Here is a 24749-nt window from a genome sequence, read left to right on the forward strand (position 1 = left end):
GGTTTATCCCCAGCCTGTGAGTTATCCACAGACGAACTCCGACAGCGAATTTCACGTCAGTCCTGTCGGAGTTCGGCCTGACGCTTGGTGCCATGACTACGTCTCATGGTGGAAGCGAGTTTCTCCGGATTCTCGATGCGCAATCCGGTCTGGTACGGCAACAGCAACTCTCGTCATTCGGATACAACCGAGGGATGCTGCGGAACTTTCTGGACCGCGGCGAATGGCAGCGCGTTCTACAAGGCGTGTATGCAGTGACCGCTGGCCCGCTCACCAGAGAAATGATCTTGAACGCCGCTTGGCTTTATGGTGGCCCGCAAGCGATTCTGAGCCACGACACTGCAGCTGAGGAATGGGGAATGCGTCGCATCGACGCAGACAAGCCAGTCCATGTCACCGTGCCCTACGGCAAGTCCGCTCGCTGTCAGTCCGCGACAATCCGCCGAGTTCCAGCGCGAACGTCGGGTGCACTTGTCAGAGTGGGTGGCGTGGTTCACCCCGGGGTAGTCGTCCACCGATCCCGAGCCCACCGATACATCGGCGTGCCGTCAGTCATACCTCGAACGTCGCGGGCGGATACCGCGATTGATCTTGCGACCGCCGAATCCACAGCGCGAAGCGCCTACGTTTCACTCATCACCACGGTGACAAATGCGCGAATTCCGTTGAACGATGTGCGTCGTCGGATTGACGAACGAACACCACATCGATTCAAGGGTGCGCTTTCCGATGCGGTACGACTCCTGGCAGACGGGGTGCAGTCAACGCTCGAATACCACTATGCGGTCGACGTGGAGCAGGCGCACGGGTTGCCGTCGGCCAGACGCCAGTCCCCGGTCCGCGTCGACGGCCGCACGCTGTACGAGGACTGCGATTACAGCGAAGTCGGTGTGCCGCTGATCGTGCGTCTCGACGGTCGGTGGGCGCATTCCATGGCAGAAGTGGCATTTCGTGATCGCCGCCGTGACAATGCGGCAGAGCTGGCAGGTCGTCCGCGGTTGGTCTACGGATTCGACGAGGTGATGAAGACCCCGTGCCAGGTTGCGCACGAGGTGGAGACGGTCTTGCGGCGCGGAGGCTGGGTGAGGACGCAGTCGGGTGCCTGCGGCACCTGTGCGCCTTTTTGGTAGTGCCCACTACCAAAAAGGCGCACGGGGGCTTTGCCCCTAGGCCTTCCACCACGGGCGAAGCGGCACATGCGCCTCACCCTTGGGACCGAGCTTCACGGCCAGAACCTGGTGCAGCTGAACGACATTGCGCTCGAACCCGAGTCGTGAGCCGGCCATGTACAGGCCCCAGACGCGGGCGGTTCCTTCGCCGACCTCGGCGACGCACGCGTCCCAGTTGTCGACGAGATTCTGGCACCATCCGGAGAGCGTCAGTGCGTAGTGCTCGCGAAGGTTCTCTTCGTGACGCACCTCGAGGCCGACGTTCTGGATCTCGGAGATGATGCGACCCGAACCGGTGAGCTCCCCGTCAGGGAAGACGTACCGGTCGATGAATCCGCCTGCTTTGGCGCTGCTTCGGTTGTCCGGACGGGTGATGCAGTGGTTGAGCAGACGCCCACCCTCACGCAGCTTGCCCTTGAGGAACTCGAAGTACGCCGGGTAGTTTCCGACGCCGATGTGCTCGGTCAGGCCGATGGAGGACACTGCGTCGAATCCGGTCTCGGCCACGTCGCGGTAGTCGGAGAAACGGACCTGGGCGAGATCGGCGAGGCCCTCGTCCTCGATGGCCTTCTGTGCCCAATCCGCTTGCTCGCGAGAGAGAGTCACGCCGATCACCTTGACGCCGCGCCTGGCCGCGTAGCGGACCATCGAGCCCCAGCCGCAGCCGATGTCGAGAAGTCGATCACCCTTCTGGAGTCCGAGCTTCTCGAACACCAGGCGGTACTTGTTCTCCTGGGCTTCTTCGAGCGTCTGTTCCGCATTGTCGTAAGCGGCACAGGTGTACGTCATGGACGGGCCGAGGACGTACTCGTAGAAGGTGTTGGAGACGTCGTAGTGGTGATGGATGACTTCGGCGTCACGAGTCTTGGAGTGACGCAGTCCTTCTGCGACGCGACGCCAGCGAGGGAGATGTTCCTGGGGCGGCGGGGCGATGGGCCGCAACAGATCCCAGCCCAGGGAGCGCGTGATGCTGGCGAGCGTCAGTGCGGACGGGCGCTTGAGGTGGAGTTCGTCACCCATGATGCGCAGGATCTCGTACGGATCACCGGGGTGGACACCCTCGGCTTCGAGATCGCCGGAGACGTACGCGCGGGCCATGCCGAGGTCACCGGGAGCTGTTGCGAGATAAGTGGTTCCGCGAGTCGACTTGAGGTGCAGTCCGTAGTCGGCATCTTCGGGGCCGGCGGTGCTGCCGTCGTACGCGGTGAATCGAAGCGGCAGCATGCCGTCGGAAAGCGTCTCGAGAATCTCGGCAATAGAGAGCTTGTCCTGGCTTTTGGAGTCTTTGAACGTGGTCATTTACGTTGCACCGCCTTAGAGAATAGATCCAATAAACGGGATTTCGGGTCGTAGCGTTCCTTGAGTCCGATGTACCGGTCGCCGCCGTAGTACAGCTCCTCGAAGTCTTCCTTCGAGTAGTAGGAGTCGGAGTAGAGCGATTTGTGTCCGTCGAAATCGCTGACCTTTTCTTCGATCAGTCGATTTGCTGCCCCCTCGCGCTCACCGGGAACGATCGGCACCGAAGACCAGAAGCCGATGTTGACGTAGGTGCGCTTGGGTTCGAGGGGGTAGAGGGGCCACGGCCGTGATGCAGAAGCGGCGGCCGGGCTTGGCTCACGAAGACGCAACGGGCACAACCACAGTGGTTCGATCGGGATTTCCTCGAGGAACCACGAGACGAAGTCCGCGGTTCGTTCGATGGGTACCTCGACGTCCTGGACGACGCGTTCGCGCGGGGGCTTGCCCTTGCGCTTTTCGAGGCGATCTCCGATGTCGTACTTGTGGTCGAGTGCGATCAGCTTCCAGTAGAAGCTGCTGCGCAGGTACTGCTTGGGCCAGAAGCGCCGGATCTTCGGGTTCTGTGCACCGAAAGCCCGTGAGCACCAGAACCAGTCGGTGTCCCAGCGCCACAGGTAGTCGCGAATGGTCAAGCGATCCGTCTTGGGCTGGGTGAGTGACGAATGCTGGATCGACCGGTAGAAGATGTCCTGGTCGGTGTAATCGCTGACTGGGCCTTCCTCGTCGGTTTGCACGCCGAGTGTGAGGTAGCTCTCGGAATCGGTGAAGACCACCCCGTCGAGATAGTCGACGGCGATCCCGTCGTACTCGCGCTCGGTGACGATGCGATCCATCGTTTCTTCGAGTTTCTTCAACGAATCGAAGCGCACGTGGCGCAAGGCGACGTACTTCTTGACGGGTTCGAGTGCGATCTTCAATCGCGTCGAATAGCCAAGGGTGCCGTAGGAATTGGGGAAACCGAAGAACAGTTCGGCGTGTTCGCCGTCCGGTGTTGCGGTGATGATCTCGCCGCTTCCGGTCAGCACGTCGATTTCGAGTACCGACTCGTGCGGCAGGCCGTTACGGAACGAGGTGGACTCGATGCCCAGGCCGGTCACCGCACCGCCCAGGGTGATGGTCTTGAGTTGAGGCACGACCAGGGGCGCCAGCCCGTAGGGCAGCGTCGCGTCGACGAGGTCCTCGTACGTGCACATGCCGGCGACGTCGGCTGTGCGCGCCTGCGCATCGACGGCGATGACACCTGCCAGACCGCTGACGTCGAGGCCGGGGGCCGACGTCTTGGCGCGAGCGCGGAACAGATTGGATGTCTTCTTTGCCAGGCGTACAGAAGCATCGGCGGGAATGGCGCGGTATGACGCGAGTAGGCGTTCGACGCCTTCTCTGTGCTGCTCGAACCCCATTTCACGCGCAGCATCGGAACCCGGGCCTTGCTTTGTCCGGATTCGATCTAACTTCTGAACTACCCCATTGAACGAGAGAGTCACACCCTGACGCTATCGGTAGTTGCGTGTGCAAGCTATCCGGAGGGGTATTAATGCCCGAATTTGATCGAGTTGTTGCAATCGAACTCGGTAAATGCTCCGAGTGGTGAACCAGCTCACACGGAATGGGTAGATGGTCGAGATACCCGGGCGCAGCAGGCAGTATGGAAAGGAATATCTGCGCAGTTCGAGGTGCGGATTCGGGTAGTCATTCGCGGTATCGAGCCGCGTTGGTCGAGCAAGGAGACGTAGGGCATATGGGTCAGGTCAATGCAATGAGTTCGACAGTCGTCACAGCAGCACCCGACAAGGTGCTCGCGGCGCTCTCGGACTACGAGACGGTTCGCCCGCGAATCCTGTCCGAGCAGTACCTCGACTACAAGGTCGTCGAAGGTGGCCAGGGTGACGGAACCGTCGCGCAGTGGACGCTCAAGGCGACGGAAAAGCGCTCGCGCAACGTCAAGGCGACAGTGACGGTCGACGGCAACGTCATCACCGAGAAGGACGCGAACTCCAGCCTCGTCACCACCTGGACCGTTGCCCCCAACGGCACGGGAACGACGGTGACGACGCTCACCCAGTGGCAGGGTGCCACCGGTATCGGCGGCTTCTTCGAGCGCACGTTCGCTCCGAAGGGTCTGCAGCGCATCCAGGCCCAGGTCCTGGACAACCTCAAGCGCGAACTCGTCTAACCGATCCTGCATCACCGAGATGGCGTCGTACCTTCACCGGTACGGCGCCTTCTTTCATGGGCCGGTAATGATCCGTCCGAATTCGGTGAGTGCGGGGTTTCCGCTTTCCCAGTAATCGCTGTGAACTCCGAACCCAGGCTCCCCGGGAGATCCGGTGAATACCTGCGCGCCGAATTCCGGATCCGACGGGTCGAACCCGTGGACTCCGAGGATCTTGGGGATCAATTGGACCGGATCCCAGAAGGCCGTCGTCGAATGAACATGGCGAGCCACCTCGTCCGAGTCGACGCCGTCCAGGCTCAGTTCGTTCACGCGCTCGGCATCGACGCCGGGGCTTGCGACAAAAACCAGTTCGTCGACGTCGAGAGAAGCGCCACGGGTAGTCGCGGCACCGACGACGGTGCTGCCGTAGGAATGACCGATCACCACGTTGTGCGAAGGCGGACCGTCATGCGAGGTTCGTAACCCGTCCTGGAAGCTGTCGAGCCTCGGCGCTGCGGAGGTGGCGTACCGATCCGATGCTGCGTCGGGAATGCCTGGGGGAGCGTCGTATCCGGACCACAGGATCACTGATGTGGCTTCCGTCGGTGCTGCCCTTACGGACGCGTCGTACATGGCCTTGGTTCGTTGCAGGTCTCCGCCGACGCCCGACAGCCCGGAGCCGGTTCCGGGAACCAGTGTTGCGACGTTGCCGGCGGCATCGGGATTACCGACTGCCACGACGGCGTGCCCATCCGTGACCGAGAGAAGGAACGTGTCCGGTCGAAGTTCGCCGCGCACGGTCGTGTATCCGGCAGCGACCGTTCGATCCGGCAACTGCTCGAGCGCAGAGAGGTACCGCCGGTTGTAGTAGTCCCGGTCGAGAGCGGGAAGGCCGTCCCGGCTACCGATGGACGGATCCCACCTCGCCAACGCGTCTTTCTCGTTGGGCGTGAGCGATTCCCAGAGTCGGTGTAGCTCCGTTGGTGTCCCGGGGAGTGTCGACCTCCCGTCGAGGATGTCGACGACAGTGCGGTCGAGGCGATCAGGCTGATTGCCAAGGAGTGATCCGATCTCTCGGAAGGCCTCACCCAGAGCAGCCGCGGCCCGGTTGTCTTCGTCGTCGAGTGCCGTCAATGCAGTGGAGATCTTCTGCTGAAAAACCTTTGCAGCCGTGGCGTTTTCGGAATCTTGCATGGCGTCGGCCAGATTCCACGGCTGCTTCGTCTCAGGTGCCGATACCGCTCCACTGTCTGACACCGTCAAGCCGTGTTCGAGAGTCGCCTCCTCGACCAGGTCCAGAACTGATTTTCGCGCCGCACCGATCGTATTGGACGCTCCGCCATACAGATCCGCAACTACGCGAACTGCAATCGACAGCCGGGACGAGGAAAGCGAGATGCCAGACCACTGCACTGCCGCCGCGCTCGACGCTTGTCCCTGCCAGAATTCGCGGACGGCGTCGATGCTGCGTCCGGCGTCATTGCCGAGAGCTTCGATCTGCCGGTCGATGTCGATCAGTTCCGAAGCGCTTGTGCGCAATTTCTCCGGTGACCACGTTCGAAGCTGAGAGACGGTGGGCGGCATCAGTAGGCTCCGCGCAGTTCGGACACCACTTCGCCCTCGGCAGCGTCGTACAGACGTGCTGCGGCAGCGGTTCCCGACGCCATGAGTCCCAATTGCGTAGCCAGGTGCCGGTACGCGTCGCCGATGACGCCGGCATTCCCAGTCGACACAGCCGCGACAGCGGACGAGTTCAGGGCCGCCGCGGCTTTGAAAATCGGGCCGGCGGAATCGATCCCCGAGATCTGATCCGCAATTCGAGACAGATCAGCTGAAAGTTGCTGCAGAGCAGCGAAATCTACCTGAAGTATCGGCCCCATGGCAGAACCGTATCCAGGTGAGCGGGCTAGCGGGGCGGTGCCGACTTTCCTGTGGACAAGTGGAATTTCTCCACAGAAGACAGGTCAGGGGGTTGTGAGGAAGGCGGTGACTCCGCTGGTGACGGCGGACGCATATTCCTGCTGACCGTCCGGGCTCGTCATGCGCGCTGCCTCGTCGGCATTTCGCATGTTGCCGAGTTCGACCAGAATCGACGGCCGCTGCGACAGATTGAGTCCCGTCAGATCGGCGCGTGGTGCCAGCCCGTCGTCACCGATGTAGGTCGACGGGGTGAGTCCGGCTGTGACGAGTGAGTCGCGCATGGTTTCGGCAAAGGTGACGGACGGGCCGGCCTGCACCGCGTTCAGCGGGGGCGCGGAGTAGCAGACGTGGAAGCCCTCGGCTCCGGCTGCTGCGCCGTCCGCGTGAATGCTCACCACTACGTCGGCGCCGGAGGAATTGGCAGCTTCGGCGCGTGCGTCGACGCAAGATCCGACGCTGATGTCGTCCGGTCGACTCAGGACCACTGTGGCGCCTTGGCCTTCGAGTTCGCTCTTGACCAGGCTCGCGACTTCCCAGTTGAAGGTGTGCTCGGGGAACCCGGCATCGGTGTTGGTGCCGGTGGTCTGGCAGTTCTTGGTGCCGCCGCGGCCCGTGGGGACCTGGGTGTTGATGCTGTCGTCGTTCGCCCCGCTGTGCCCGGGATCGAGGAAGACGACCTTGCCGGTGAGCGCAGCGGGGACGTCAGCGGCGACAGTGCTCAGCGGAGACACCTCGACCGAAGTCGTGGCCTCGGCAGTCTCGGTCGGAATCGTGCACGCAGCGCTCAGAAGCCCGGCCCCGACCATGGCGATCAGGGCAGTGGAGCGGAACACACGTGATGCCATGTTTGACCCTCTTGACGGTTTTACGGTGTCTGACTGGTTCCGGCGCACCCGCTCACGGTAGCGCGCACCGACTACGCTGGTGGGGATAACTCTGTAGAAAGGACCGCTCGTGCAACCAGGTGGAGCACCCGACATGTCTGCTCTGTTGGCTCAGGCTCAGCAGATGCAGCAGCAATTGATGGCGGCGCAGCAGGAAATGGCTCAGGCCGAAGTGACCGGTCAGGCCGGTGGCGGACTGGTTGTCGCCACGGTCAAGGGCACCGGCGAGGTCGTCGGTCTGCAGATCGATCCCAAGGTCGTCGACCCCGAAGATGTCGAGACGCTGCAGGATCTGGTGATCGGCGCGATCGAGGACGCTTCGCGTAAGGCACAGGAAGTCGCTGCTGAGAAGCTCGGCCCGTTGGCCGGCGGACTCGGCGGAGGCCTTCCCGGTCTCCCCGGCTTCTAGAAACGAGAACGCGTGTACGAAGGTCCGGTTCAGGATCTGATCGACGAACTCGGGAAGCTTCCCGGAGTCGGGCCGAAGAGCGCTCAACGCATCGCTTTTCACCTGCTCTCCGTGGAGCCTCCCGAGATCGACCGTTTGAAAAATGCATTGCAGCGCATCCGTGACGGCGTTCAGTTCTGCACGGTGTGCGGAACTGTCTCCGATCAGGAGAAGTGCCGCATCTGCGCCGACGCACGTCGCGATCGCACGGTGATCTGCGTCGTGGAGGAACCGAAGGACGTCCAGGCCGTCGAGCGCACCCGTGAGTTCAAGGGTCGTTATCACGTGCTCGGCGGTGCGCTCAATCCGCTCTCGGGGATCGGGCCGGACCAGTTGCGTATCCGGGAGTTGTTGGCTCGCATCGCAAATCAGGAGGACGGCGTCGACGTGTCCGAGGTCATCATCGCCACCGACCCCAACACGGAGGGTGAGGCGACAGCTACCTATCTCGTTCGCATGATGCGAGACATTCCGGGGCTGACGGTGTCTCGGTTGGCTTCGGGTCTTCCGATGGGTGGCGATCTCGAATTCGCAGACGAGTTGACGCTGGGTCGCGCATTGTCCGGTCGTCGCGAATTGTCGCGGAACGCTTGATGAGCGGCACGGAGCAAGGTCAGCAGGTGCGTCGTACGTCCGAGCAGACGCGTGCGCAGATCATCGCGTCGGCCGGGAAAGCATTCGCGACTCGGCCGTACCGCGAAATCACGCTCAAGGACATCGCCGAAGACGCAGGCGTCAGCGCACCGCTGATCATCAAGTACTTCGGTTCCAAAGAGCAGTTGTACGACGAGTTGGTCGACTTCCGGGCAGCGGCGGTCACGGTCTTCGACGCCCCGAACGACTCGCTCGGCGAGCGCATGGTCTCGCTGTTCACCAAGCCGTTGGAGTCGTACAAGCCGCTGTCCATGAGCTTGTTGTTCATGAGCGGCGTCAGTGAAGAGAGCAACCGCAAGCTGCGCGAGAACTATTCGACGCAGATGATCGACACCCTCGCCGCTCGCCTGTCCGGCCCCGACGCGAGATTGCGCGCGGAACTGGCGATGTCGATGGTGGTCGGAGTGGCGATCATGCGCCGACGGATGATGGCCGGCCATGCCACCGGCACCCAGGACGAGGTGGTTGCGCTGTACGCACCGCTGGTGCAAAAGCTGCTCGACGGGTGAGCGGCGTCACAATTCTTGCTAGGTAAATATCCGTTCACCTAATGTAGGTGAACGGATATTTACCTAGTGAGAACAGGCGGTGTGGGGTGACGACGCTCGACCGTCCGCCGGGCATGCCTGCAGTCACCACCTCCGACGCGGGACTCGCGCAGCCGCGCTCACGCTTCCTGTTCCCCATCGTTGTCGCCGCCGCAGTGTTCCAGGCTGTTCTGCAGACGGTCATCGTTCCACTGCTGCCGGAGTTGCCGCACTTCACCGGCGCTGGACGCACGGCCGTGTCCTGGCTGGTGACCGTCACGCTGCTGGTCGGCGCTGTCGTCACTCCCATCTTCGGTCGACTCGCCGACATGTTCGGCAAGAAGAAGATGCTTCTGGTTGCTTTCACGATGATGACTCTCGGCTCGATGTTGTGTGCGCTGTCGTCGGACATCGCTGTCCTCATCTTCGCGAGAGCGTTGCAGGGAGCCGGGTCGGCAGTCATCCCCATCGGAATCTCCATGCTCCGTGACGAATTGCCACGCAACAAGGTCAACGGCGCAGTGGCCATGATGAGTTCGACGCTCGGCGTCGGAACCGCTTTGGGCATACCGTTTTCTGCGATGATCGCGCAGTACTCGAATTGGCACGTCCTGTTCTGGGTAACCACCGCCATCGGGCTGTCCGTGACTCTTGCTGCGGTGCTGTTCATTCGAGAGTCCGAGCCGAATCCGTCGGGAAGATTCGACGGCGTCGGGGCGGTTGGTCTGAGCGCCGCGATGATCGCTCTGCTCGTGCCGATCACTCAGGGGTCGAGTTGGGGATGGACCAGCGGAGCGGTGATCTCCATGCTGGCCGCGTCGGCGGTGCTGTTCACGCTCTGGGTAATTCAACAGCGGCGCAACGTCAATCCGCTGGTCGACGTCCGCGCTCTCGTGAAACGTGCGGTGTTGATCCCGCATCTGGCGGCTCTGCTGGTCGGGTTCGCGTTTTTCGGGAACACGCTGATCACGACACAACTCCTCCAGGGGATGAAGGGGCCGGGCGCCGGGTACGGCCTGTCGATCATCGCAGCAGCGCTCTGCCAGATTCCGGCGAGTATCGCGATGGTGCTGTTCTCACCGGTTGCGGTGCGGATCACCGACCGCTTCGGTTCACGGACCGCGATGTTGACCGGTGCCGTGTTCCTCGCCGGCGGGTACGGGATTCACGCCGTTGCCGGTAAGCCGCTGTGGGGAGTGGTTGCAGCACTGGGCATCACAGCAGTCGGGACCGCCATCGTCTACAGCACGCTCTCGCTGCTGATTCTGGTTGCCGTGCCTCGTCAGCGACTGGCGGCAGCCAACGGGGTGAACTCACTTCTGCGGACGTCCGGAAGCACGATCTGCAGCGCGACGGTGGCAACGATCCTCGCCGCGTTCGTGATCGGCGGTTCGGAACATTCCACGTCGTGGACCGGATTCTCCGTCGCCTACCTGGTGTGCGCGGGCTGCGCGGTGGTCGTATTCGCGGTGTCGATCCTGTTGCCGCAGGGGCGAACCCCGAAACACGTCGATCTGCCGGATCTCGTCAGGCGACCCTGAATCCCGAGAGGAAGAGTGTGATCATCAGATCCGCGAACTCGTCGGTGGTGTACTTCTGGCGATCCGGCCAATGCGTTGTCGACCACAAGGTGTCTCGTACCGATCGATAGAAAATTTCCGGTGCCACGTCTTTGCGGAAGATTCCCTGATCGACGCCTTCGGCAATCGCTTTCATCCAATGCTCGCGGACTTGGCGGGAAGGCCCGTCGACGGATTGCAGGAGATCGTTGTCGCGAAGATAAGCCCGATCGTTCTGGTAGATCGCCGTCGGGTGCGGGTGTAGTTCGATGACGACCAGCGTCTCGCGGATCAGGCCGCGCAGGACTTCCTCGGGGTCGTTTGCCGTCTTCTCCACCTGATCGAAGCGGAGCTGAATGTCGGTGATGAAGCCGCGCATGAGCTCGGCAACTATCGCATTCTTCGACTTGAAGTAGTGGTAGAGGCTGCCCGAGAACACACCGGCGGCGTCGCCGATCTCGCGAACGGTCGTGGTGGCGACACCCTTTCTGGCAAACAGCTCGGCTGAGCTCTCCAGGATCTTCTCCCGACGATCTGGTGATGCCACTGAAATCTCCACTGGTTGTCGGTCCTGCTCAGGGCAGGGTTTCGGGGGTGCCGGGCTGCCGGCGTCGAACGTAGCGCAATCCTGCCTGATGGCTCCGGCTCGAACCAATTCGTCGGTGAGATCGCGTGTTTCCACTTCCGGATTCCTATGCTAGCTTCAAAATCAAGCGCTTGCTCAACTTTCGTTCACGGAGGATTTCAGTGCAGAGCCTGCAGACGCAGTTTCCGAATTTCATCGGCGCAGAGGCCGAACCACCCCGCGTCGCCCGCTACGCCGTCAACGAGGCGATGATCCGCAACTGGGTCGAGGCGCACGACGACCGCAACCCGATCTACGTCGACGCCGAGGCCGCTCGCAGTACCGGTCGTCGAGACGTCGTCTGTCCGCCCGCCATGATCTCGACCTGGGTGATGGCGGGTTACCGACGTTATAGGCAGGTCCAGCAACTTCGTGCCGACGGAGTCTCCGAGGACTTCGCCTATTCACGACTGCTGGCGCTGTTGGACGAGGCCGGATACACCTCCGTTGTCGCGACCAACGTCGAGCAGGAGTATTGCGCGGAGCTGAGCCCCGGTGACCACGTCACCGCGCATTTCACCATCGAAGCGATCTCGCCGTTCAAACAGACGGCTCTCGGTCACGGGTGCTTCATCACTCTGTTCAAGAAGTACGTGGACCAGGACGGAAAGACGCTGGTCGAAGAGCGCTTTCGACTGCTCAGGTTCAAACCAGATGCCCAGACAGATACTCAACTCGAAGTCCAGGAGGTAATCGCATGAGCGAGACTGGCTCCCGCAACACCGCTGTTCCGAGACTGACCGTCACCGACGACAACGATTTCTTCTTCTCTGCGGCCAAAGAGGGTCGCCTCGAGATCCAACGGTGTGCGGATTGCAAGACTCTGCGCCACCCACCCGCACCCGCGTGCCCGGAATGCCGCTCGTTCAGTTGGGACACAGTCGAATCCACGCGGCGATGCACGTTGCACAGCTTCACGGTCATCCATCACCCGAAGGATCCTGCTTTCGAGTACCCACTCGCCGTCGGACTCGTCGATCTCGAAGAAGGCACGCGTCTGGTTGCCGACATCGCGGGGATCGATCACGAGGAACTCGACTTCGGCTTGGAACTCGAAGTGACCTTCTCCGAGCACGCTCACGGCGAGATGCTGCCGCAACTGAGGCGACGGGGTTCGGTGCAATGACGAAACTGATTGACTGCGAAGTGGGTTCGGTCCTCCCCAGCCTCGAATTGCCGTTGGATCGAACGCTGATCGTCGCCACTGCGATCTCTTCTCAGGATTTCGAGGACGTGCATCACGATCCGGGCAAGGCCCAGGATCGCGGAACTCCCGACATCTTCATGAGCATCAACACCACCAACGGGCTCATCGACCGCTATATCACCGACTGGTCCGGCCCGGCATCACGGATCGTCAAAACATCACTACGGCTTGGTGTTCCGAACTTTCCCGGAGACACCATGACATTCACCGGCGAGGTCACCGCCACAGACGGCCGGGCGCTCACCGTGACGGTTCTCGGGAAAAACGCCCGTGGAACACACGTGACGGCCGACGTGACTCTCGAACCGGTGGAAAGGGTAATCGCATGACACGAGGATTTTCGAGGCAAGCAGCCATCGCCGGAATCGGCGCAACCGAGTTCTCCAAGAACTCCGGCCGTAGCGAATGGCAGTTGGCGTGCGAATCCGTGATCGCCGCACTCGACGACGCTCACATCGAGGCAGAAGAGGTGAACGGATTTGCGCTGTTCACCATGGAGAACAATCCCGAGATTGCGGTCGCACGCGCCCTCGGGATCCCGGAATTGACGTTCTTCAGTCGAATTCCACACGGCGGCGGCGGTGCCTGCGCACCGGTTCAACAAGCAGCGCTTGCCGTCTCCAGCGGAGTTGCCGACGTTGTGGTCGTCTACCGTGCCTTCAACGAAAGATCAGGTCACCGATTCGGCGCCGGCCCGCCACCTTTTGCGTACAACGCGTCGACGGACCAGGAGTATCGGAACTGGATCAACCCGTACGGGCTTCTGACCCCGGCGCAGCAGGAAGCCTTCCTCGCCAAGCTGTACATGCACAAGTACGGGGCAACAAGCGCCGACTTCGGCCAGATCTCGGTCCTCTCACGCAAGCATGCGGCGAACAACCCCAAGGCCTGGTTCTACGAACGCCCGATCACTATCGAGGACCATCAGAACTCACGCATGATCGCCGATCCCATCCGCCTGCTCGACTGCTGCCAGGAAAGTGACGGCGGACAGGCGCTGGTCATCGTCAGTGCGGAGCGCGCCCGCGACCTGCCGCACAAACCTGCGGTCATCAGTGGCGCTGCGCAAGGTGTAGGTCCGCAACAGATTTCGATGAGCAGCTACTACCGCGACGACATCGACAGCATGCCGGAAGTCGAACTCGTGGCGCGCCAACTGTGGGACCAGGCCGGTATCGGGCCGGACGACATCGATGCCGCAATTCTCTACGACGCTTTCACCCCGATGGTTCTGCTTCAACTCGAGGAGTACGGATTCTGCGGTCGGGGCGAGGCAAAAGACTTCATCGCCGACGGCAATCTCGAGCTGGACGGTCGCCTGCCGATCAACACCCACGGCGGTCAACTCGGTGAGGGATACATCCACGGCGTCAACGGTATTGCCGAAGGTGTTCGCCTGATCCGCGGCACCTCCACCAATCAACCGACCAAAACTCTGGACAACGTGCTCGTGACCGGCGGCTCTCCCGTCCCGCACAGTGCGCTCGTCCTCTCGGCAGATCGCTGAATCTGCCGCCTATTCGAGAAAGCAGGAACAAGATGAGCGAGCGGATCACCTACGCCAGGGCCACCCACGGCGAGGAAGAAATACAGGCTGTTGTCGACGTCTTGCGCAGCGGGCATCAAGGATTGCGCATCGGCAAGAACGTCTTCGAGATGGAAGAACGTATCGCGGCCTTGGCCGGCAAGAAGTTCGGCGTCATGTGCAACTCGGGATCCTCGGGTTTGTACTTGGCAGTCGAGCTGCTCGGACTGCCTGCCGGCAGTGAGATCATCACGTCGCCGTTGACGTTCTCCACCGACATCGCACCGATCGTGCGTGCCGGTCTGGTGCCGGTGTTCGTGGACGTGGAACCCAACACGTTCAACGTCGACGTCACCAAGATCGAAGCCATGGTCACCGCGAAGACCGGTGCCATCCTGATGCCGAACCTGGCCGGCAACTGCCCAGACTGGGACGTCATCCGTGATATCGCTGATCGCCATGGACTCAAGGTGATCGAGGATTCGTGTGACGCGATCGGCGCCACGCTCCGCGGTACTCCCACCGGGTCTCGGGCGGACATCGTCGTCACCAGTTTCTCGATGGCACACATCATCACGTGCGCGGGAACCGGTGGAATGGTGTGCGTCGACGACGAAGCCAGCCGTGACAAGGCTTTGCTGCTTCGCCGCTGGGGCCGTCGTAGCGAGCCGAACCTGTTCGGCAGTACCAAGTCCGGCCGAGTCTTCCGTGAAGAACTCGACGGCGTCGACTACGACAACGACTTCATCTTCGAGCTCATGTCGTGGAACTTCGAGCCCTCCGAACTCGGCGCAGCTTACGGCGTCGTGCAGCTCGACAAGCTGGAACAGAACTACAAGACGCGTAAGGCAACATTTGCGGCCTTCTCGGCGGCATACGGCGCCCATCCTGAATTCTTCACGACGCCGGTAGAACTCGACGGTCTCGACACGGCGTGGCTGTGTTACCCGGTGATGATCAACGAGAACGCCCCCTTCACGCGCAGCGACCTGCAGGAAGCCATCGAGGCCGACGGCATCGACACCCGAACCGTGTGGAGCGGCAACGTCACTCGTCACCCCATGATGAACAACATCGAATTTCGCCAGCCGGCCGAAGGTTTGCCGGAAGCGGACGCAGTTTTTGCCCGCGGCATGACACTCGGCATGAGCCACGGTTTGCGTGACGACGAAGTTGCTCGGATTGCGGAGAGCATCAATCGCTTCGCCGCGAAGTGGAAGTAGCATGACCGATCGCTTCGAAGGACGCCGAGCGCTTGTCACCGGTTCCAGCCGCGGAATCGGTGCGGGCGTCGCAGAGAGGCTTGCAGCGGAAGGCGCTGACGTCGCTCTCGTGGCCCGGACGCTCGGTGCACACGCAACCCTGCCGGGCAGTCTCGAAGAGACTGCGGCTCGAATTGCCAAGTACGGAAACAAAGTCGAGATAGTTGTCGCAGATCTGACGGACGAGCAGCAGCGCGACACCGTTGTGCCGCTGGCGATCGAGAAGCTTGGCGGGACTATAGACATCCTGGTGAACAACGCGGCAGCGGCGATCTATCAGCCGCTCTCGGATTACCCACTGCGGCGGCGACGGTTGATGTTCGAGGCAAATGTCCATGCACCGCTCGATCTGATGCAAGCCGTGGTGCCGGGGATGGTGGCAAACGGATACGGCTGGATCGTGAACGTGTCCAGTGGCACCGTCAAACCGTGGCATGGCCCGCCGTTCACGTGGGTCGAACCGGGAACTGCCATGACCGTGTACGGCGCGTCCAAAGCAGCGCTCAACAGGATGAGCAACGGCATGGGCGTGGAGCTTTACGGCCAGGGGGTTCGCGTCAACACGGTTCAACCGCGGGCAGCGGTGCTCAGTGAGGGCGCCAGGGTCCTGGTCGGTGAGACTATCCGGCCGGATCAGGTCGAATCTATGGAAGAAATGGTGGAAGCGGTCACAGCGCTGTGTGATTGCGACACCGAGTTCACCGCGCGCTCGAGCGTCAGCTTGGACCTGATCGACGAGTGGTCCCTTACCGTGCGTGGTCTGGACGGAACGGCATTACCGGAGAACCCGGCATTACGAACCGAGGAGTTGGCATGAAGCCCGTCATCGTGGACGCAGCACGAACGCCGTTCGGCAAGCGTGAGGGTTGGCTGTCCGGAGTCCACGCGGCGGAACTGTTGGGTTATGCGCAGAAAGGCGTGCTGGATCGGGTGGGCGTGGATCCTGACGCGGTCGACCAGGTCATCGGCGGCTGTGTGACGCCTCTCGGTGAGCAGTTCGGAAACATCGTGCGTACGTCCTGGATGCATGCGGGCCTTCCGTTGAAAGCGGGCTGCACCACGATCGACGCGCAGTGCGGAACCGCGCAGCAATCGGTGCAGTTGATTGCCGGGCAGATTGCCATCGGTGCAGTCGACGTGGGTGTGGCGTGCGGTGTGGAACTGATGTCCCGCGCTCCGTTGACGTACAAGGTGGGTACCGGCCTCGGAACACCACGTCCGGAGTCGTGGTCACTCGATACCGTCGATCAGTACACCGCGGCCGATCGGATTGCTGTCAAGCGCGGTTTCAGCCGCGAGGATCTCGACTCCTTCGGGCTGCGCTCGCAGCAGCGAGCCGCAGCAGCATGGGAGGCAGGACGCTTCGACTCGCACATCATCGATGTGGTCGCTCCGGGCTCTGACGCTCCGGTCCATCGGGATCAGGGTCTGCGCGAATCGAGTCTCGAAGGACTCGCGAAACTGCGGACCGTTCAAGAGGGCGGATTGCACACCGCTGGAACGTCTTCGCAGGTCTCGGACGGTGCGAGTGCCGCTCTACTGATGTCCGAGGATCGAGCCAGGATGCTCGGCGTGCGGCCGCGGGCAAAGATATTGGCGCAGTGCGTCATCGGCGGAGACATCGAGTTCATGCTCGACGGTCCCGTGGACGCGGCAAACATCGTGCTCGGCCGCACCGGTCTGACGATCGACGACATCGACCTGTTCGAGGTCAACGAGGCATTTGCTTCGGTACCGATGTCGTTCGCGCAGGTTCACGGCGTCGATCCCGAATTGCTGAACGTCAACGGTGGTGCAATCGCACTGGGCCATCCGGCCGGTGCAACCGGAATCAGACTGTTGGCCAATGTCATCGACGAACTGGAGCGCCGGGACAAGTCCATCGCGCTGATCGCGATCTGCGCGTCCGCCGCAACCACCTGCCTGATTCTCGAACGCATCTGACAAGAACCGAAGATTGAGGAACCTGCCATGGCACTGCCCCTGCTCGAAGATCACCGTGACCTGGCGGAAGCGGTAGCCGCATTCGCGAACCGCTTCGGTGGAATCGCCGACACGCGCAGCAACGTCAAGCGGTACGCCGCCGGTGATCGGCCGGACTCGTGGGATGGATTGGTCCGTCAGGGACTGCACGCAGTGCACCTGCCGGAGCAGTACGGCGGTGACGGGGCAGGTCTTGCCGAACTGGCGGTGGTAGTCGAGCAATTGGGTGATGCGCTTTACCCGGGACCGTACGTTCCGACGGTCATCGCCAGTGGGATCCTCGCAACAGCTGCCGGCCCGGCTGCGGAATCAATGCTGATCGAATTGGCCACCGGCGCAACCGGAGCAGTCTGCACCGGCGTGGGATTGCGCGCGGCTCGCAGCGATGCAGGGTGGACCGTGAGCGGTTCTGCCGACCCGGCTCTAGGTCTACCCGGAGCCGATGTCGTTCTCGTGCAAGCGAACAGCGAAGACGGCGAGTTGTGGTTCCGGCTCGAGCAGTCGTCTTCCGCTGCGGTGGAGGTCGAAGACGGAGTGGATCTGACACGCTCGATCGGGACGCTGACGTTGACCGATCACAAGGTCGACGCTGGGCTGATCGTCGAGGGTCTCCAGGCGCACCGAGTCGAACTGATCGTCAACACGGTGTTGGCTGCGGAGGCGAGCGGTATCGCCGGGTGGGCGCTACGCACCGCGGTCGACTACGTGAAGTCCCGGCAGCAGTTCGGCCGTCCGGTCGGAAGCTTCCAGGCAGTTCAGCACAAGGCGGCCATGATGCTGGTCCGCTCCGAGATTGCCTGTGCCGCAGCGTGGGACGCAGCTCGGTCCGAAGAGCACGGCGAGGATCAGCAGAGACTTGTCTCGGCTCAAGCTGCGTTGGCCGCTTTGCCCGTCGGCATCGAGAACGCCCTCGAATGTGTCACGTTGCTCGGCGGAATCGGATTCACTTGGGAGCATGACGCGCATCTGTACTGGCGCCGGGCAATCAGTATCGCTGCGGTGGCGGGTTCCGAGGTGAAGTGGGCACACACGTTGGGAGACCGGTCCGCCGATTCGGAACGGGATTTCTCCTTTGTAGACCCGGACATGCTGCCTGAACTACGAGAGCAGGTTCGCAGGGTTCTGGACGAGGTTGCGCTGCTGCCCGACGACGGAACCACCAGCGCCAGTTGGGCGCCGGCCAAGGGGAGCGCTCGACGCGCCCGATTTGCCGACGCCAAACTGGTAGCCCCGCACTATCGGGCGCCGTACGGGCTGGGAGCAGGACCGAGAGAACAGGCCGTCATCGCACACGAATTCGCGATGCGAGGTTGGGCTCAACCGTCCACGGTGATCGGGGAATGGGTGCTGCCCACGATTCTCGAACACGGCAACGCCGAGCAGCAGGACAGGTTCGTCGAGCCTTCGCTGCGCGCCGACATCATCTGGTGCCAGCTGTTCAGTGAGCCGGGCGCGGGATCAGACCTGGCCGGTCTGAGCACGAAAGCGCGCAAGGTCGACGGTGGCTGGGTCCTGTCGGGTCAGAAAGTGTGGAACTCGGGCGCGCACGAGGCCGATTGGGGAGTATGCCTGGCGCGTTCCGACGCCGACGCTCCGAAACATCGTGGGCTGTCGTACTTCCTGGTCGACATGACCTCGAAAGGTATCGACGTACGTCCGCTGAAACAAGCCACCGGTAAGTCGGAGTTCAACGAGGTATTCCTCGACGACGTCTTCGTCCCGGACGACTGCCTGGTGGCGGAGCCGGGGCAAGGGTGGAAGCTTGCTGCGACAACGCTGTCCAACGAACGCCTGAGTATGGGCAGCACGCTGCACCACGGTTCGAGTCGGCTGTTCCGTCAGGTTATCGCCGACGCGAGCCACGACTGCCCTCGCGAAGACGCAGTGGAGGGCCTCGGCCGCAGTATCTCTCGTGAGTTGGCACTGTCCGCGATGAATCTACGCGGGGTGTCGGCGCGACTGGCGGGTCAGGAACCGGGCGCCGAGATCAGCGTGTCGAAGGTGTACAACGCCCTGGCGCAGCGCGAGGGCTCGCGGGACCTGTTGCGACTGCTCGGACCGCGCGCCGCCGTTGTCGACCCGTCGGCGAATTACGCGATAGACCACATCGGACTTCCCTCGATTCTGTTCGGCGGCGGAACCGTCGAAATTCAACTCAACGTCATCGCGCAGCGCGTACTCGGCCTGCCGCGTTCGTAGATCTTAGGAGTTTCACCATGTACTTGGATTTGTCGGAGGAGTCGAAGACTCTGCGCAAGGAATTGCGGGCGTACTTCGCGGAGATCATCAACGACGAAGACCGCCGTGCTCTCGTGGATCAGACCGAAGGCGGCCCCGTCTTCGATCGCATTCTGCGCCGAATGGGTAAAGACGGTTGGCTGGGCTTGGGGTGGCCGGAGGAATTCGGCGGTCGGGGCGAGAACCCCGAAGCTCTGTACGTGTTCTACGACGAGGTGATTCGCGCCAATGCGCCGCTGTCGCTGGTCACGCTGAACACCGTCGGACCCGCTCTGATCAAGCACGGGACGCAAGCTCAGAAGGACTTCTTCCTGCGTCCGATCCTGGCGGGCGAGTTGATCTTTGCCATCGGCTACACCGAACCCAATGCGGGCACCGATCTCGCGGCCCTCGAAACACGCGCCCGCATCGAGGGTGACGAGCTTGTCATCAACGGCAACAAGATCTTCACCAGCGCCGGTGTGTTTGCCGACTGGGTCTGGCTTGCCGTTCGCACCGACCCCGACGCGCCTACGCATCAGGGCATTTCCGTGGTCCTGGTACCGACCAGCTCGCCGGGGTTCTCGGTCACCGAAATTCATACCGTGGGCGGAATCAGCACTTCGGCAACCTATTACGAAGATGTTCGGGTGCCGATCACCAATGTTGTCGGTGAGCTCAATCAAGGGTGGAAGCTCATCACCAACCAGCTCAACCACGAACGTGTTGCCCTGGCGGCACGCGGTGGCATAGCCAACGAGCTCTTTGCCGAGGTGGTCGAATGGGCAAAGACCGAACCCGCCGGTGACGGCCACGTCTACGACATCGGCTGGGTACGTGAGAAATTGGCGGAAGTCTACGCGCTGCTCAGTGCTGCCGACCTGATGAACCTACGACTGGTGGCGGACGTCGCCGCCAACACCTTGGGCGGCGGGGATTCGGCCGCGGCCAAGATCTTCGGTACCGAAGCTGTCGTCAGTGCGTACGGCATGCTGCAGGAAGTGCTGGGCGCCAAGGGCCTACTGCGCCCCGGCACACCCGGAGCGGTACTGGAAGGGCGAGTCGAGAACCTGGGTCGACGCGCCCAGAACAACACCTTCGGCGGTGGAACCAACGAAGTGATGCGTGAAATTGTCGCCGCAAAATGTCTGGGCATGGCGCTTGCTGCGCGTCGCCGGCCCGCTGCACAGAACGAAAAGAGCTGACATGGAATTCGAATTCGACGACAACTTGTCCGCCGTGCGGGATCTGAGTGAATCGATCTTCTCGGCGAAGTCCGGAGTGGACCGCCTGCGGGAAGTGGAGGGCGCCGGCGGTTTCGACGCCGAACTGTGGAAGCTCCTCGCCGATTCCGACGTTCTGGGGATTGCTCTGCCAGAGGAGGTCGGGGGAGCGGGACTCGGAATGCTAGGCCTGGCAGCGGTGCTCGAACAACAAGGCCGCCGGGTCGCCCAGGTGCCGCTCTGGTCGGTGATTTCGACGGCAGCGCTGCCGATTGCCGAGTTCGGCAGAAAGGAGCAGAAAGCGTCGTGGCTTCCGGGACTGCTCGACGGCTCGGTGGTCGTCACCGGCGCCTTCGACACCGGTTACAACGCCGAGACGGCGGTTCGCGCCGAGCCGGCGCCTGACGGTTGGGTTCTGTCAGGCCGCGTCGACTCCGTACCGGCCGCCGAGTTCGCTGCCGCACTGGTGGTTCCGGTGACGATGCCGGACGGCAGTGTCACCGTGATGATCGTGCCGACGGACCGGGACGCGCTGGTGCGTACACCGCTTGCGGTGACGAACCGCGAGAGCAACAGCGCTGTGCAGTTCGACGGGGTTGCGGTTACTGCAGCTGACGCACTTCCCGCGGACGGCGCGGTGGTTCGAGACTGGACGTTACGACGTGCGCGGGTCGCTCTGGCGGCCCTGGCTACCGGCGTCTGCGAGGAAGCGCTGGCGATGACGGCGAAATACACCTCCGAGCGAGTGCAATTCGGACGTCCACTCTCGACCAACCAGGCAGTTGCCGTCCGGGCCGCCGACGCGTATCTCGACACCGAGAGCACAAGATTGACCACCCACCGCGCTGCCTGGCTGATGGACAGCGGAGTCGAGAGTGAAGCGGAAGCGGCTGCGCTGGTCGCCAAATGGTGGGCGTCGCGTGGCGGTTTGCGCGTGGTGCACGCGACCCAGCACATGCACGGCGGAATCGGCGCGGATGTCGACTATCCGATTCACCGCTATTTCCTGTGGGGACGGCAGATCGCCTTCACTTTGGGGAGCGCGGGGGCGATAGGCGCCGAACTCGCCGATCAGTTGGAGATCCGAGCCCAGATCGGGGCGTCGGCGTGAATATCTGAGTCGACAGGTTCCAGTCACGGGCAGCGCGTCGGCAATCATCGCGCTACTCTGCCCTTCGTGAATCGCACCAGTTCGTTCATCAGGCCGTTGGTTCCGCGGGACCCGCACGAGCCGCACCGGGTGGCGACGCCGCTCGAACTGCTCACCGACCTCTGCTTCGTCGTGGCGGTCGCTCAAGCGGCCACCGGTCTGCACCACGCGATCAGCGAAGGGCATGCGGCTTCGGGCGTCGGGCACTTCGCGATGGCGTTTTTCGCGATCTGGTGGACGTGGCTGAATTTCACGTGGTTCACCTCGGCGTACGACAACGACGACGGAATCGCCCGGCTGCTGACCATCTTCCAGATCCTCGGATCGCTGGTCCTTGCAGCCGGCATCGTCCGCTTCTTCAACGACGACGCCCTGCTGATCATCGTCGGCTACGTCATCATGCGAATAGCCCTGGTCATCCAATGGCTCAGGGTCTCGCGGAACGACCCCGAACATGCGCTCACGGCGCGTCGATACGCTCTCGGAATCGTGTTGGTCCAGATCGGTTGGATCGGTTTCTACTTCGTGCCGTCCGCCGTTTACGTCCCGACGTTCCTGGTGTTGGTTCTGTGCGAATTCGCGGTACCGATCTGGTCGGAGAAGCCGGGCATGACGCCGTGGCACCCGCATCACATCGCGGAGCGGTACTCGTTGTTCTTCATCATCGTTCTGGGCGAGACGATCCTTTCGACCACCATCGCGATTCAGGACGCCGTGGACGGTGAGCATCCGGCAGCGCAGGTCACCTACGTCGTGATCGGCGGCATTCTGATTGTCTTCAGCCTGTGGTGGTTGTACTTCCAACGCAATGCAGGCGAAGTGATCGGCGGTGACAACGTCTCACCCTTCGTCTGGGGGTTCGGTCACTACTTCATCTTCGCCGCCGCTGCCGCCATCGGTGCGGGGTTGGCCTCGCGCGTCGACTTCTGGACTCATCACGGTGACGGCAGCGCGTTGGTGACGGGTGCTGCCGTCACCGTTCCGGTCGCGGTCATCCTTGCCGCCTTGTGGTTCATCCACATTCGACTACACGACTCCTCGGTACGCACCCTCGTGCCGTTCTCGGTCGCGATAGTCGTCGTGCTCGGTGGTACCTACACCGCGGTGCCCGAACTGGTCGCGGGACTGGCCTGCGCCGCGCTGTTGGCCGTGGAACTGATTCTGACCGAGGGCAAATCCGAAACCGTCTGAGCGCTCATTCGGCGGCAAGGAATATCGCCTTGGTGACGGCGACGGTTTCCAACGGTCCCTTCGACGGTCCGACCAGCACGGTCCACCGATCTTCGGAACGATCTATCGGATAGCTGCTTTCGGACCACACGATGGGGGTATCCGTCCCTTGCCCTCGGCAGGAGTAGGCGCCCGCCAGGCTTGGGTTCGATTCGGGAGAGGGCCACGAACCGCCGTGTCGGACGCGGCAGAGAAGACCGTTCTCGAGTTCGAGCCCGAAGGGAGTCGGGTCGGCGGGCGGCGGATAGGCCTCGACGCCGTCGACTCCCCGAGCGGTGATCAGTTCTGTTCCCCAGGGAAATTGCAGGCAGAGAATCGAATCGGGCTCCGGACCGGGCCAACACGCGTCCGCCCCGTCTGCGGTGCTTCCGCAGGTGATGACTCCCGGCGTGACAGCCGACTGTGATGCTGCGTAGCACTCGCTGATCTTCATGGCCGGCGTTTGGACGCTCCAACCGGATTTGGGTTTGCCGGAACCGTCGACGGCAACAAGATTCACGATCTCGGTCGGGGTACCGCCTGCCGATGATCCCGCAGTCGCAGGCAAGCATCGGCAGAGGACTATGCGGGTGATCGTTCCCTCATCCGCCTTCTTGCCTTCGGGTGTGAAGGTGATGCGATAGCCGGTTCCCGCTTCGGTGTCGGCCGGAAAGACTGCGACCGATTCCCCGTCGGAATTGGGTGTGGCAGTGAAGGGACCGTAAAGTTCGGCGGCACGCTGCATCTTCTGGCCGACGGTCAGTCCGTCCAGTGTGGCAGCGCCGGTCCGGGGCGCGATTTCGACGAGAACGCCGTCGGTGAAGGTCAATTCGCAGTCCTGCCACTGGACGACCACTGTTCCGGTCTTCGATACCGGCGCAAGGTCGCCGGCGGCTTTCCGCGTTTCCTCCTCCGTCATGCCGATCCGAAGGTTGCGGAAGCCGCTGGTGGAGAGTCGCTCCCGTGCGGATTCGGGATCCGAGGCAACCGCCAGTCGTGCGGTGAGTTGCGCCGCGTTGGCAGCGTCGATCGCCATGCCCCCGGTTGCGTCGGCGATGCACTTCAGCTGGGCGGACGCAGCGGCGTCGAGCTTGAATCCGATGGTGTGGATGGTCAGGTCAGGATCGTGGGGCATCGCTTGGGTGGACTCACACGGAGGTTCGGTCGAGCAGGTGTCCTCCCCGTCGGAGACGAGGATGATCGTGCGCTCACCATCGGCGGGGAGTGCGGCGGCGGCTTGTTGAAGCGCAGCCATGATCGGCGTGTATCCCGACGCGGACAGCCCGTCGATTCCCGCTGCGAATGCATTTCGATCGAGTGGTCCGAGTGGCACGACGGTCTTGATGTCGCGGCAACCCGCGACCTTCTCGGCGTCGCTGCTACCCGTGGCGGTGCCGTACGCGATCAGACCGAGCGCAGCATCGTCTGGGAGGCCACTGACGAGAGTGTGAATCGCGTTCTTGGCGGCATCGATTCGAGGACCGGGAGCGTCGTCCTGCTTCATCGACCCCGAGGCGTCCAGCACGATGACGGTAGGCGCCGTTGCGCTCGCTTCTGAAGCCGGATCAGCAGTGACACTTACCTGCTGGGTCCCGCCTGCTTCTTTGGGCCCGCCACTGCCCTGCGTCGAACACCCGACGGCAATGATCGCAGTCGCCGCAATACAGATCGCCACACGAAGACGCATGGAACGAGGCTACGAGCTGACGTGGCCGGTCAACAGTCGTCCGAAC

General features: G+C 62.5%; 24 protein-coding genes. 17 read left to right on the forward strand and 7 right to left on the reverse strand.

Going from position 1 to position 24749, the window contains the following annotated elements:
- Positions 1-92: 92 nt before the first annotated feature.
- Positions 93-1130: a type IV toxin-antitoxin system AbiEi family antitoxin domain-containing protein gene (locus tag RWT78_RS01575; RefSeq protein WP_024487818.1), complete on the forward strand. Its 1038-nt coding sequence runs from the start codon at positions 93-95 to the stop codon at positions 1128-1130.
- A gap of 36 nt (positions 1131-1166) precedes the next feature.
- Here the strand turns inward: RWT78_RS01575 and RWT78_RS01580 are convergent, their stop codons facing one another.
- Together RWT78_RS01580 and RWT78_RS01585 are read right to left on the reverse strand one after the other, a co-directional pair.
- A complete protein-coding gene (locus tag RWT78_RS01580; RefSeq protein WP_314673455.1) occupies positions 1167-2468 on the reverse strand; it encodes a class I SAM-dependent methyltransferase in 1302 nt (433 codons plus the stop codon).
- Positions 2465-3868 carry an FAD-binding oxidoreductase gene (locus tag RWT78_RS01585; RefSeq protein ID WP_007731548.1) on the reverse strand — a complete coding sequence of 468 codons (1404 nt, stop codon included), beginning with the start codon at positions 3866-3868 and terminating at the stop codon, positions 2465-2467. Before RWT78_RS01585 ends, RWT78_RS01580 begins: the two co-directional genes overlap by 4 nt.
- A gap of 338 nt (positions 3869-4206) precedes the next feature.
- Between RWT78_RS01585 and RWT78_RS01590 the strand changes: the two genes are divergently transcribed.
- Complete coding sequence (locus RWT78_RS01590) at positions 4207-4641, forward strand: SRPBCC family protein (protein ID WP_003943959.1); 435 nt, start codon at positions 4207-4209, stop codon at positions 4639-4641.
- 54 nt (positions 4642-4695) lie between these two features.
- On the opposite strand, the gene RWT78_RS01595 is transcribed toward RWT78_RS01590, so the two are convergent.
- The 3 genes from RWT78_RS01595 to RWT78_RS01605 all read right to left on the reverse strand — a co-directional run bounded on the left by RWT78_RS01595 (position 4696) and on the right by RWT78_RS01605 (position 7388).
- Positions 4696-6207: an alpha/beta hydrolase gene (locus RWT78_RS01595; RefSeq protein WP_314673456.1), complete on the reverse strand. Its 1512-nt coding sequence runs from the start codon at positions 6205-6207 to the stop codon at positions 4696-4698.
- On the reverse strand, positions 6207-6503 hold the full coding sequence (locus tag RWT78_RS01600) for a hypothetical protein (RefSeq protein WP_314673457.1): 297 nt from the start codon (positions 6501-6503) through the stop codon (positions 6207-6209). Before RWT78_RS01600 ends, RWT78_RS01595 begins: the two co-directional genes overlap by 1 nt.
- An 84-nt stretch (positions 6504-6587) precedes the next feature.
- On the reverse strand, positions 6588-7388 hold the full coding sequence (locus RWT78_RS01605) for an Rv3717 family N-acetylmuramoyl-L-alanine amidase (protein ID WP_007731541.1): 801 nt from the start codon (positions 7386-7388) through the stop codon (positions 6588-6590).
- Between the two features lie 109 nt (positions 7389-7497).
- Here RWT78_RS01605 and RWT78_RS01610 point away from each other — a divergent pair, with 109 nt between their 5' ends.
- The 4 genes from RWT78_RS01610 (at position 7498) to RWT78_RS01625 (ending at position 10597) form a co-directional block, all read left to right on the forward strand.
- Positions 7498-7836 (forward strand): YbaB/EbfC family nucleoid-associated protein, encoded by a 339-nt coding sequence (locus tag RWT78_RS01610; RefSeq protein ID WP_003943929.1) that lies wholly within the window; start codon positions 7498-7500, stop codon positions 7834-7836.
- A 12-nt stretch (positions 7837-7848) separates the two neighbouring features.
- Positions 7849-8469, forward strand: a complete 621-nt coding sequence (gene recR / locus RWT78_RS01615) for a recombination mediator RecR (protein ID WP_003943917.1) — start codon at positions 7849-7851, stop codon at positions 8467-8469.
- Positions 8469-9038: a TetR/AcrR family transcriptional regulator gene (locus RWT78_RS01620; protein ID WP_007731538.1), complete on the forward strand. Its 570-nt coding sequence runs from the start codon at positions 8469-8471 to the stop codon at positions 9036-9038. The genes recR and RWT78_RS01620 overlap by 1 nt, the downstream gene beginning before the upstream one ends.
- Positions 9039-9151: 113 nt before the next feature.
- On the forward strand, positions 9152-10597 hold the full coding sequence (locus RWT78_RS01625; RefSeq protein ID WP_314673480.1) for an MFS transporter: 1446 nt from the start codon (positions 9152-9154) through the stop codon (positions 10595-10597).
- Here the strand turns inward: RWT78_RS01625 and RWT78_RS01630 are convergent.
- Positions 10584-11297 carry a TetR/AcrR family transcriptional regulator gene (locus RWT78_RS01630; RefSeq protein ID WP_172827063.1) on the reverse strand — a complete coding sequence of 238 codons (714 nt, stop codon included), beginning with the start codon at positions 11295-11297 and terminating at the stop codon, positions 10584-10586. The two genes, RWT78_RS01625 and RWT78_RS01630, sit on opposite strands and share 14 nt — an antisense overlap.
- 65 nt (positions 11298-11362) lie before the next feature.
- On the opposite strand from RWT78_RS01630, the gene RWT78_RS01635 reads away from it, so the two are divergent.
- The 11 genes from RWT78_RS01635 to RWT78_RS01685 all read left to right on the forward strand — a co-directional run bounded on the left by RWT78_RS01635 (position 11363) and on the right by RWT78_RS01685 (position 22998).
- Positions 11363-11941, forward strand: coding sequence for a MaoC family dehydratase N-terminal domain-containing protein (locus tag RWT78_RS01635; protein ID WP_161121111.1), 579 nt, complete (start codon positions 11363-11365; stop codon positions 11939-11941).
- Positions 11938-12366 carry a Zn-ribbon domain-containing OB-fold protein gene (locus tag RWT78_RS01640; protein ID WP_058227088.1) on the forward strand — a complete coding sequence of 143 codons (429 nt, stop codon included), beginning with the start codon at positions 11938-11940 and terminating at the stop codon, positions 12364-12366. Before RWT78_RS01635 ends, RWT78_RS01640 begins: the two co-directional genes overlap by 4 nt.
- Positions 12363-12776 (forward strand): acyl dehydratase, encoded by a 414-nt coding sequence (locus RWT78_RS01645; RefSeq protein WP_047271582.1) that lies wholly within the window; start codon positions 12363-12365, stop codon positions 12774-12776. The genes RWT78_RS01640 and RWT78_RS01645 overlap by 4 nt, the downstream gene beginning before the upstream one ends.
- Complete coding sequence (locus RWT78_RS01650; protein WP_030535711.1) at positions 12773-13954, forward strand: lipid-transfer protein; 1182 nt, start codon at positions 12773-12775, stop codon at positions 13952-13954. The genes RWT78_RS01645 and RWT78_RS01650 overlap by 4 nt, the downstream gene beginning before the upstream one ends.
- Positions 13955-13986: 32 nt before the next feature.
- Positions 13987-15195, forward strand: coding sequence for a DegT/DnrJ/EryC1/StrS aminotransferase family protein (locus RWT78_RS01655; protein WP_058227090.1), 1209 nt, complete (start codon positions 13987-13989; stop codon positions 15193-15195).
- A gap of 1 nt (position 15196) precedes the next feature.
- Positions 15197-16051 carry an SDR family NAD(P)-dependent oxidoreductase gene (locus RWT78_RS01660; RefSeq protein WP_065351817.1) on the forward strand — a complete coding sequence of 285 codons (855 nt, stop codon included), beginning with the start codon at positions 15197-15199 and terminating at the stop codon, positions 16049-16051.
- The gene (locus RWT78_RS01665; protein ID WP_058227092.1) at positions 16048-17178 is read left to right on the forward strand and encodes a steroid 3-ketoacyl-CoA thiolase; all 1131 of its coding nucleotides are present in this window, start codon (positions 16048-16050) and stop codon (positions 17176-17178) included. The genes RWT78_RS01660 and RWT78_RS01665 overlap by 4 nt, the downstream gene beginning before the upstream one ends.
- Positions 17179-17205: 27 nt before the next feature.
- Positions 17206-19416 carry an acyl-CoA dehydrogenase gene (locus RWT78_RS01670; protein WP_047271590.1) on the forward strand — a complete coding sequence of 737 codons (2211 nt, stop codon included), beginning with the start codon at positions 17206-17208 and terminating at the stop codon, positions 19414-19416.
- A gap of 17 nt (positions 19417-19433) precedes the next feature.
- A complete protein-coding gene (locus RWT78_RS01675; protein WP_047271591.1) occupies positions 19434-20639 on the forward strand; it encodes an acyl-CoA dehydrogenase family protein in 1206 nt (401 codons plus the stop codon).
- A gap of 1 nt (position 20640) precedes the next feature.
- Positions 20641-21768 carry an acyl-CoA dehydrogenase family protein gene (locus RWT78_RS01680; protein WP_054188602.1) on the forward strand — a complete coding sequence of 376 codons (1128 nt, stop codon included), beginning with the start codon at positions 20641-20643 and terminating at the stop codon, positions 21766-21768.
- A gap of 66 nt (positions 21769-21834) precedes the next feature.
- Entirely contained in the window at positions 21835-22998 is a 1164-nt protein-coding gene (locus RWT78_RS01685) for a low temperature requirement protein A (RefSeq protein ID WP_047271595.1), read from the forward strand.
- 4 nt (positions 22999-23002) lie between these two features.
- Here RWT78_RS01685 and RWT78_RS01690 read toward each other — a convergent pair whose 3' ends face one another.
- Positions 23003-24703, reverse strand: coding sequence for a VWA domain-containing protein (locus RWT78_RS01690; RefSeq protein ID WP_051720816.1), 1701 nt, complete (start codon positions 24701-24703; stop codon positions 23003-23005).
- Between the last annotated feature and the right edge of the window lie 46 nt (positions 24704-24749).

This window comes from uncultured Rhodococcus sp. (assembly GCF_963525155.1).
GTDB lineage: Bacteria > Actinomycetota > Actinomycetes > Mycobacteriales > Mycobacteriaceae > Rhodococcus_F > Rhodococcus_F qingshengii.

Coding starts and splice junctions, on each gene's coding strand:
- RWT78_RS01645 (WP_047271582.1), top strand. CDS start 12,363: ATGACGAAACTGATTGACTGCGAAGTGGGTTCGGTCCTCCCCAGCCTC.
- RWT78_RS01640 (WP_058227088.1), top strand. CDS start 11,938: ATGAGCGAGACTGGCTCCCGCAACACCGCTGTTCCGAGACTGACCGTC.
- RWT78_RS01655 (WP_058227090.1), top strand. CDS start 13,987: ATGAGCGAGCGGATCACCTACGCCAGGGCCACCCACGGCGAGGAAGAA.
- RWT78_RS01690 (WP_051720816.1), bottom strand. CDS start 24,703: ATGCGTCTTCGTGTGGCGATCTGTATTGCGGCGACTGCGATCATTGCC.
- RWT78_RS01680 (WP_054188602.1), top strand. CDS start 20,641: ATGGAATTCGAATTCGACGACAACTTGTCCGCCGTGCGGGATCTGAGT.
- RWT78_RS01675 (WP_047271591.1), top strand. CDS start 19,434: ATGTACTTGGATTTGTCGGAGGAGTCGAAGACTCTGCGCAAGGAATTG.
- RWT78_RS01660 (WP_065351817.1), top strand. CDS start 15,197: ATGACCGATCGCTTCGAAGGACGCCGAGCGCTTGTCACCGGTTCCAGC.
- RWT78_RS01665 (WP_058227092.1), top strand. CDS start 16,048: ATGAAGCCCGTCATCGTGGACGCAGCACGAACGCCGTTCGGCAAGCGT.
- RWT78_RS01595 (WP_314673456.1), bottom strand. CDS start 6,207: ATGCCGCCCACCGTCTCTCAGCTTCGAACGTGGTCACCGGAGAAATTG.
- RWT78_RS01575 (WP_024487818.1), top strand. CDS start 93: ATGACTACGTCTCATGGTGGAAGCGAGTTTCTCCGGATTCTCGATGCG.
- RWT78_RS01625 (WP_314673480.1), top strand. CDS start 9,152: ATGCCTGCAGTCACCACCTCCGACGCGGGACTCGCGCAGCCGCGCTCA.
- RWT78_RS01600 (WP_314673457.1), bottom strand. CDS start 6,503: ATGGGGCCGATACTTCAGGTAGATTTCGCTGCTCTGCAGCAACTTTCA.
- RWT78_RS01670 (WP_047271590.1), top strand. CDS start 17,206: ATGGCACTGCCCCTGCTCGAAGATCACCGTGACCTGGCGGAAGCGGTA.
- RWT78_RS01580 (WP_314673455.1), bottom strand. CDS start 2,468: ATGACCACGTTCAAAGACTCCAAAAGCCAGGACAAGCTCTCTATTGCC.
- RWT78_RS01590 (WP_003943959.1), top strand. CDS start 4,207: ATGGGTCAGGTCAATGCAATGAGTTCGACAGTCGTCACAGCAGCACCC.
- RWT78_RS01650 (WP_030535711.1), top strand. CDS start 12,773: ATGACACGAGGATTTTCGAGGCAAGCAGCCATCGCCGGAATCGGCGCA.
- RWT78_RS01620 (WP_007731538.1), top strand. CDS start 8,469: ATGAGCGGCACGGAGCAAGGTCAGCAGGTGCGTCGTACGTCCGAGCAG.
- RWT78_RS01605 (WP_007731541.1), bottom strand. CDS start 7,388: ATGGCATCACGTGTGTTCCGCTCCACTGCCCTGATCGCCATGGTCGGG.
- RWT78_RS01585 (WP_007731548.1), bottom strand. CDS start 3,868: ATGGGGTTCGAGCAGCACAGAGAAGGCGTCGAACGCCTACTCGCGTCA.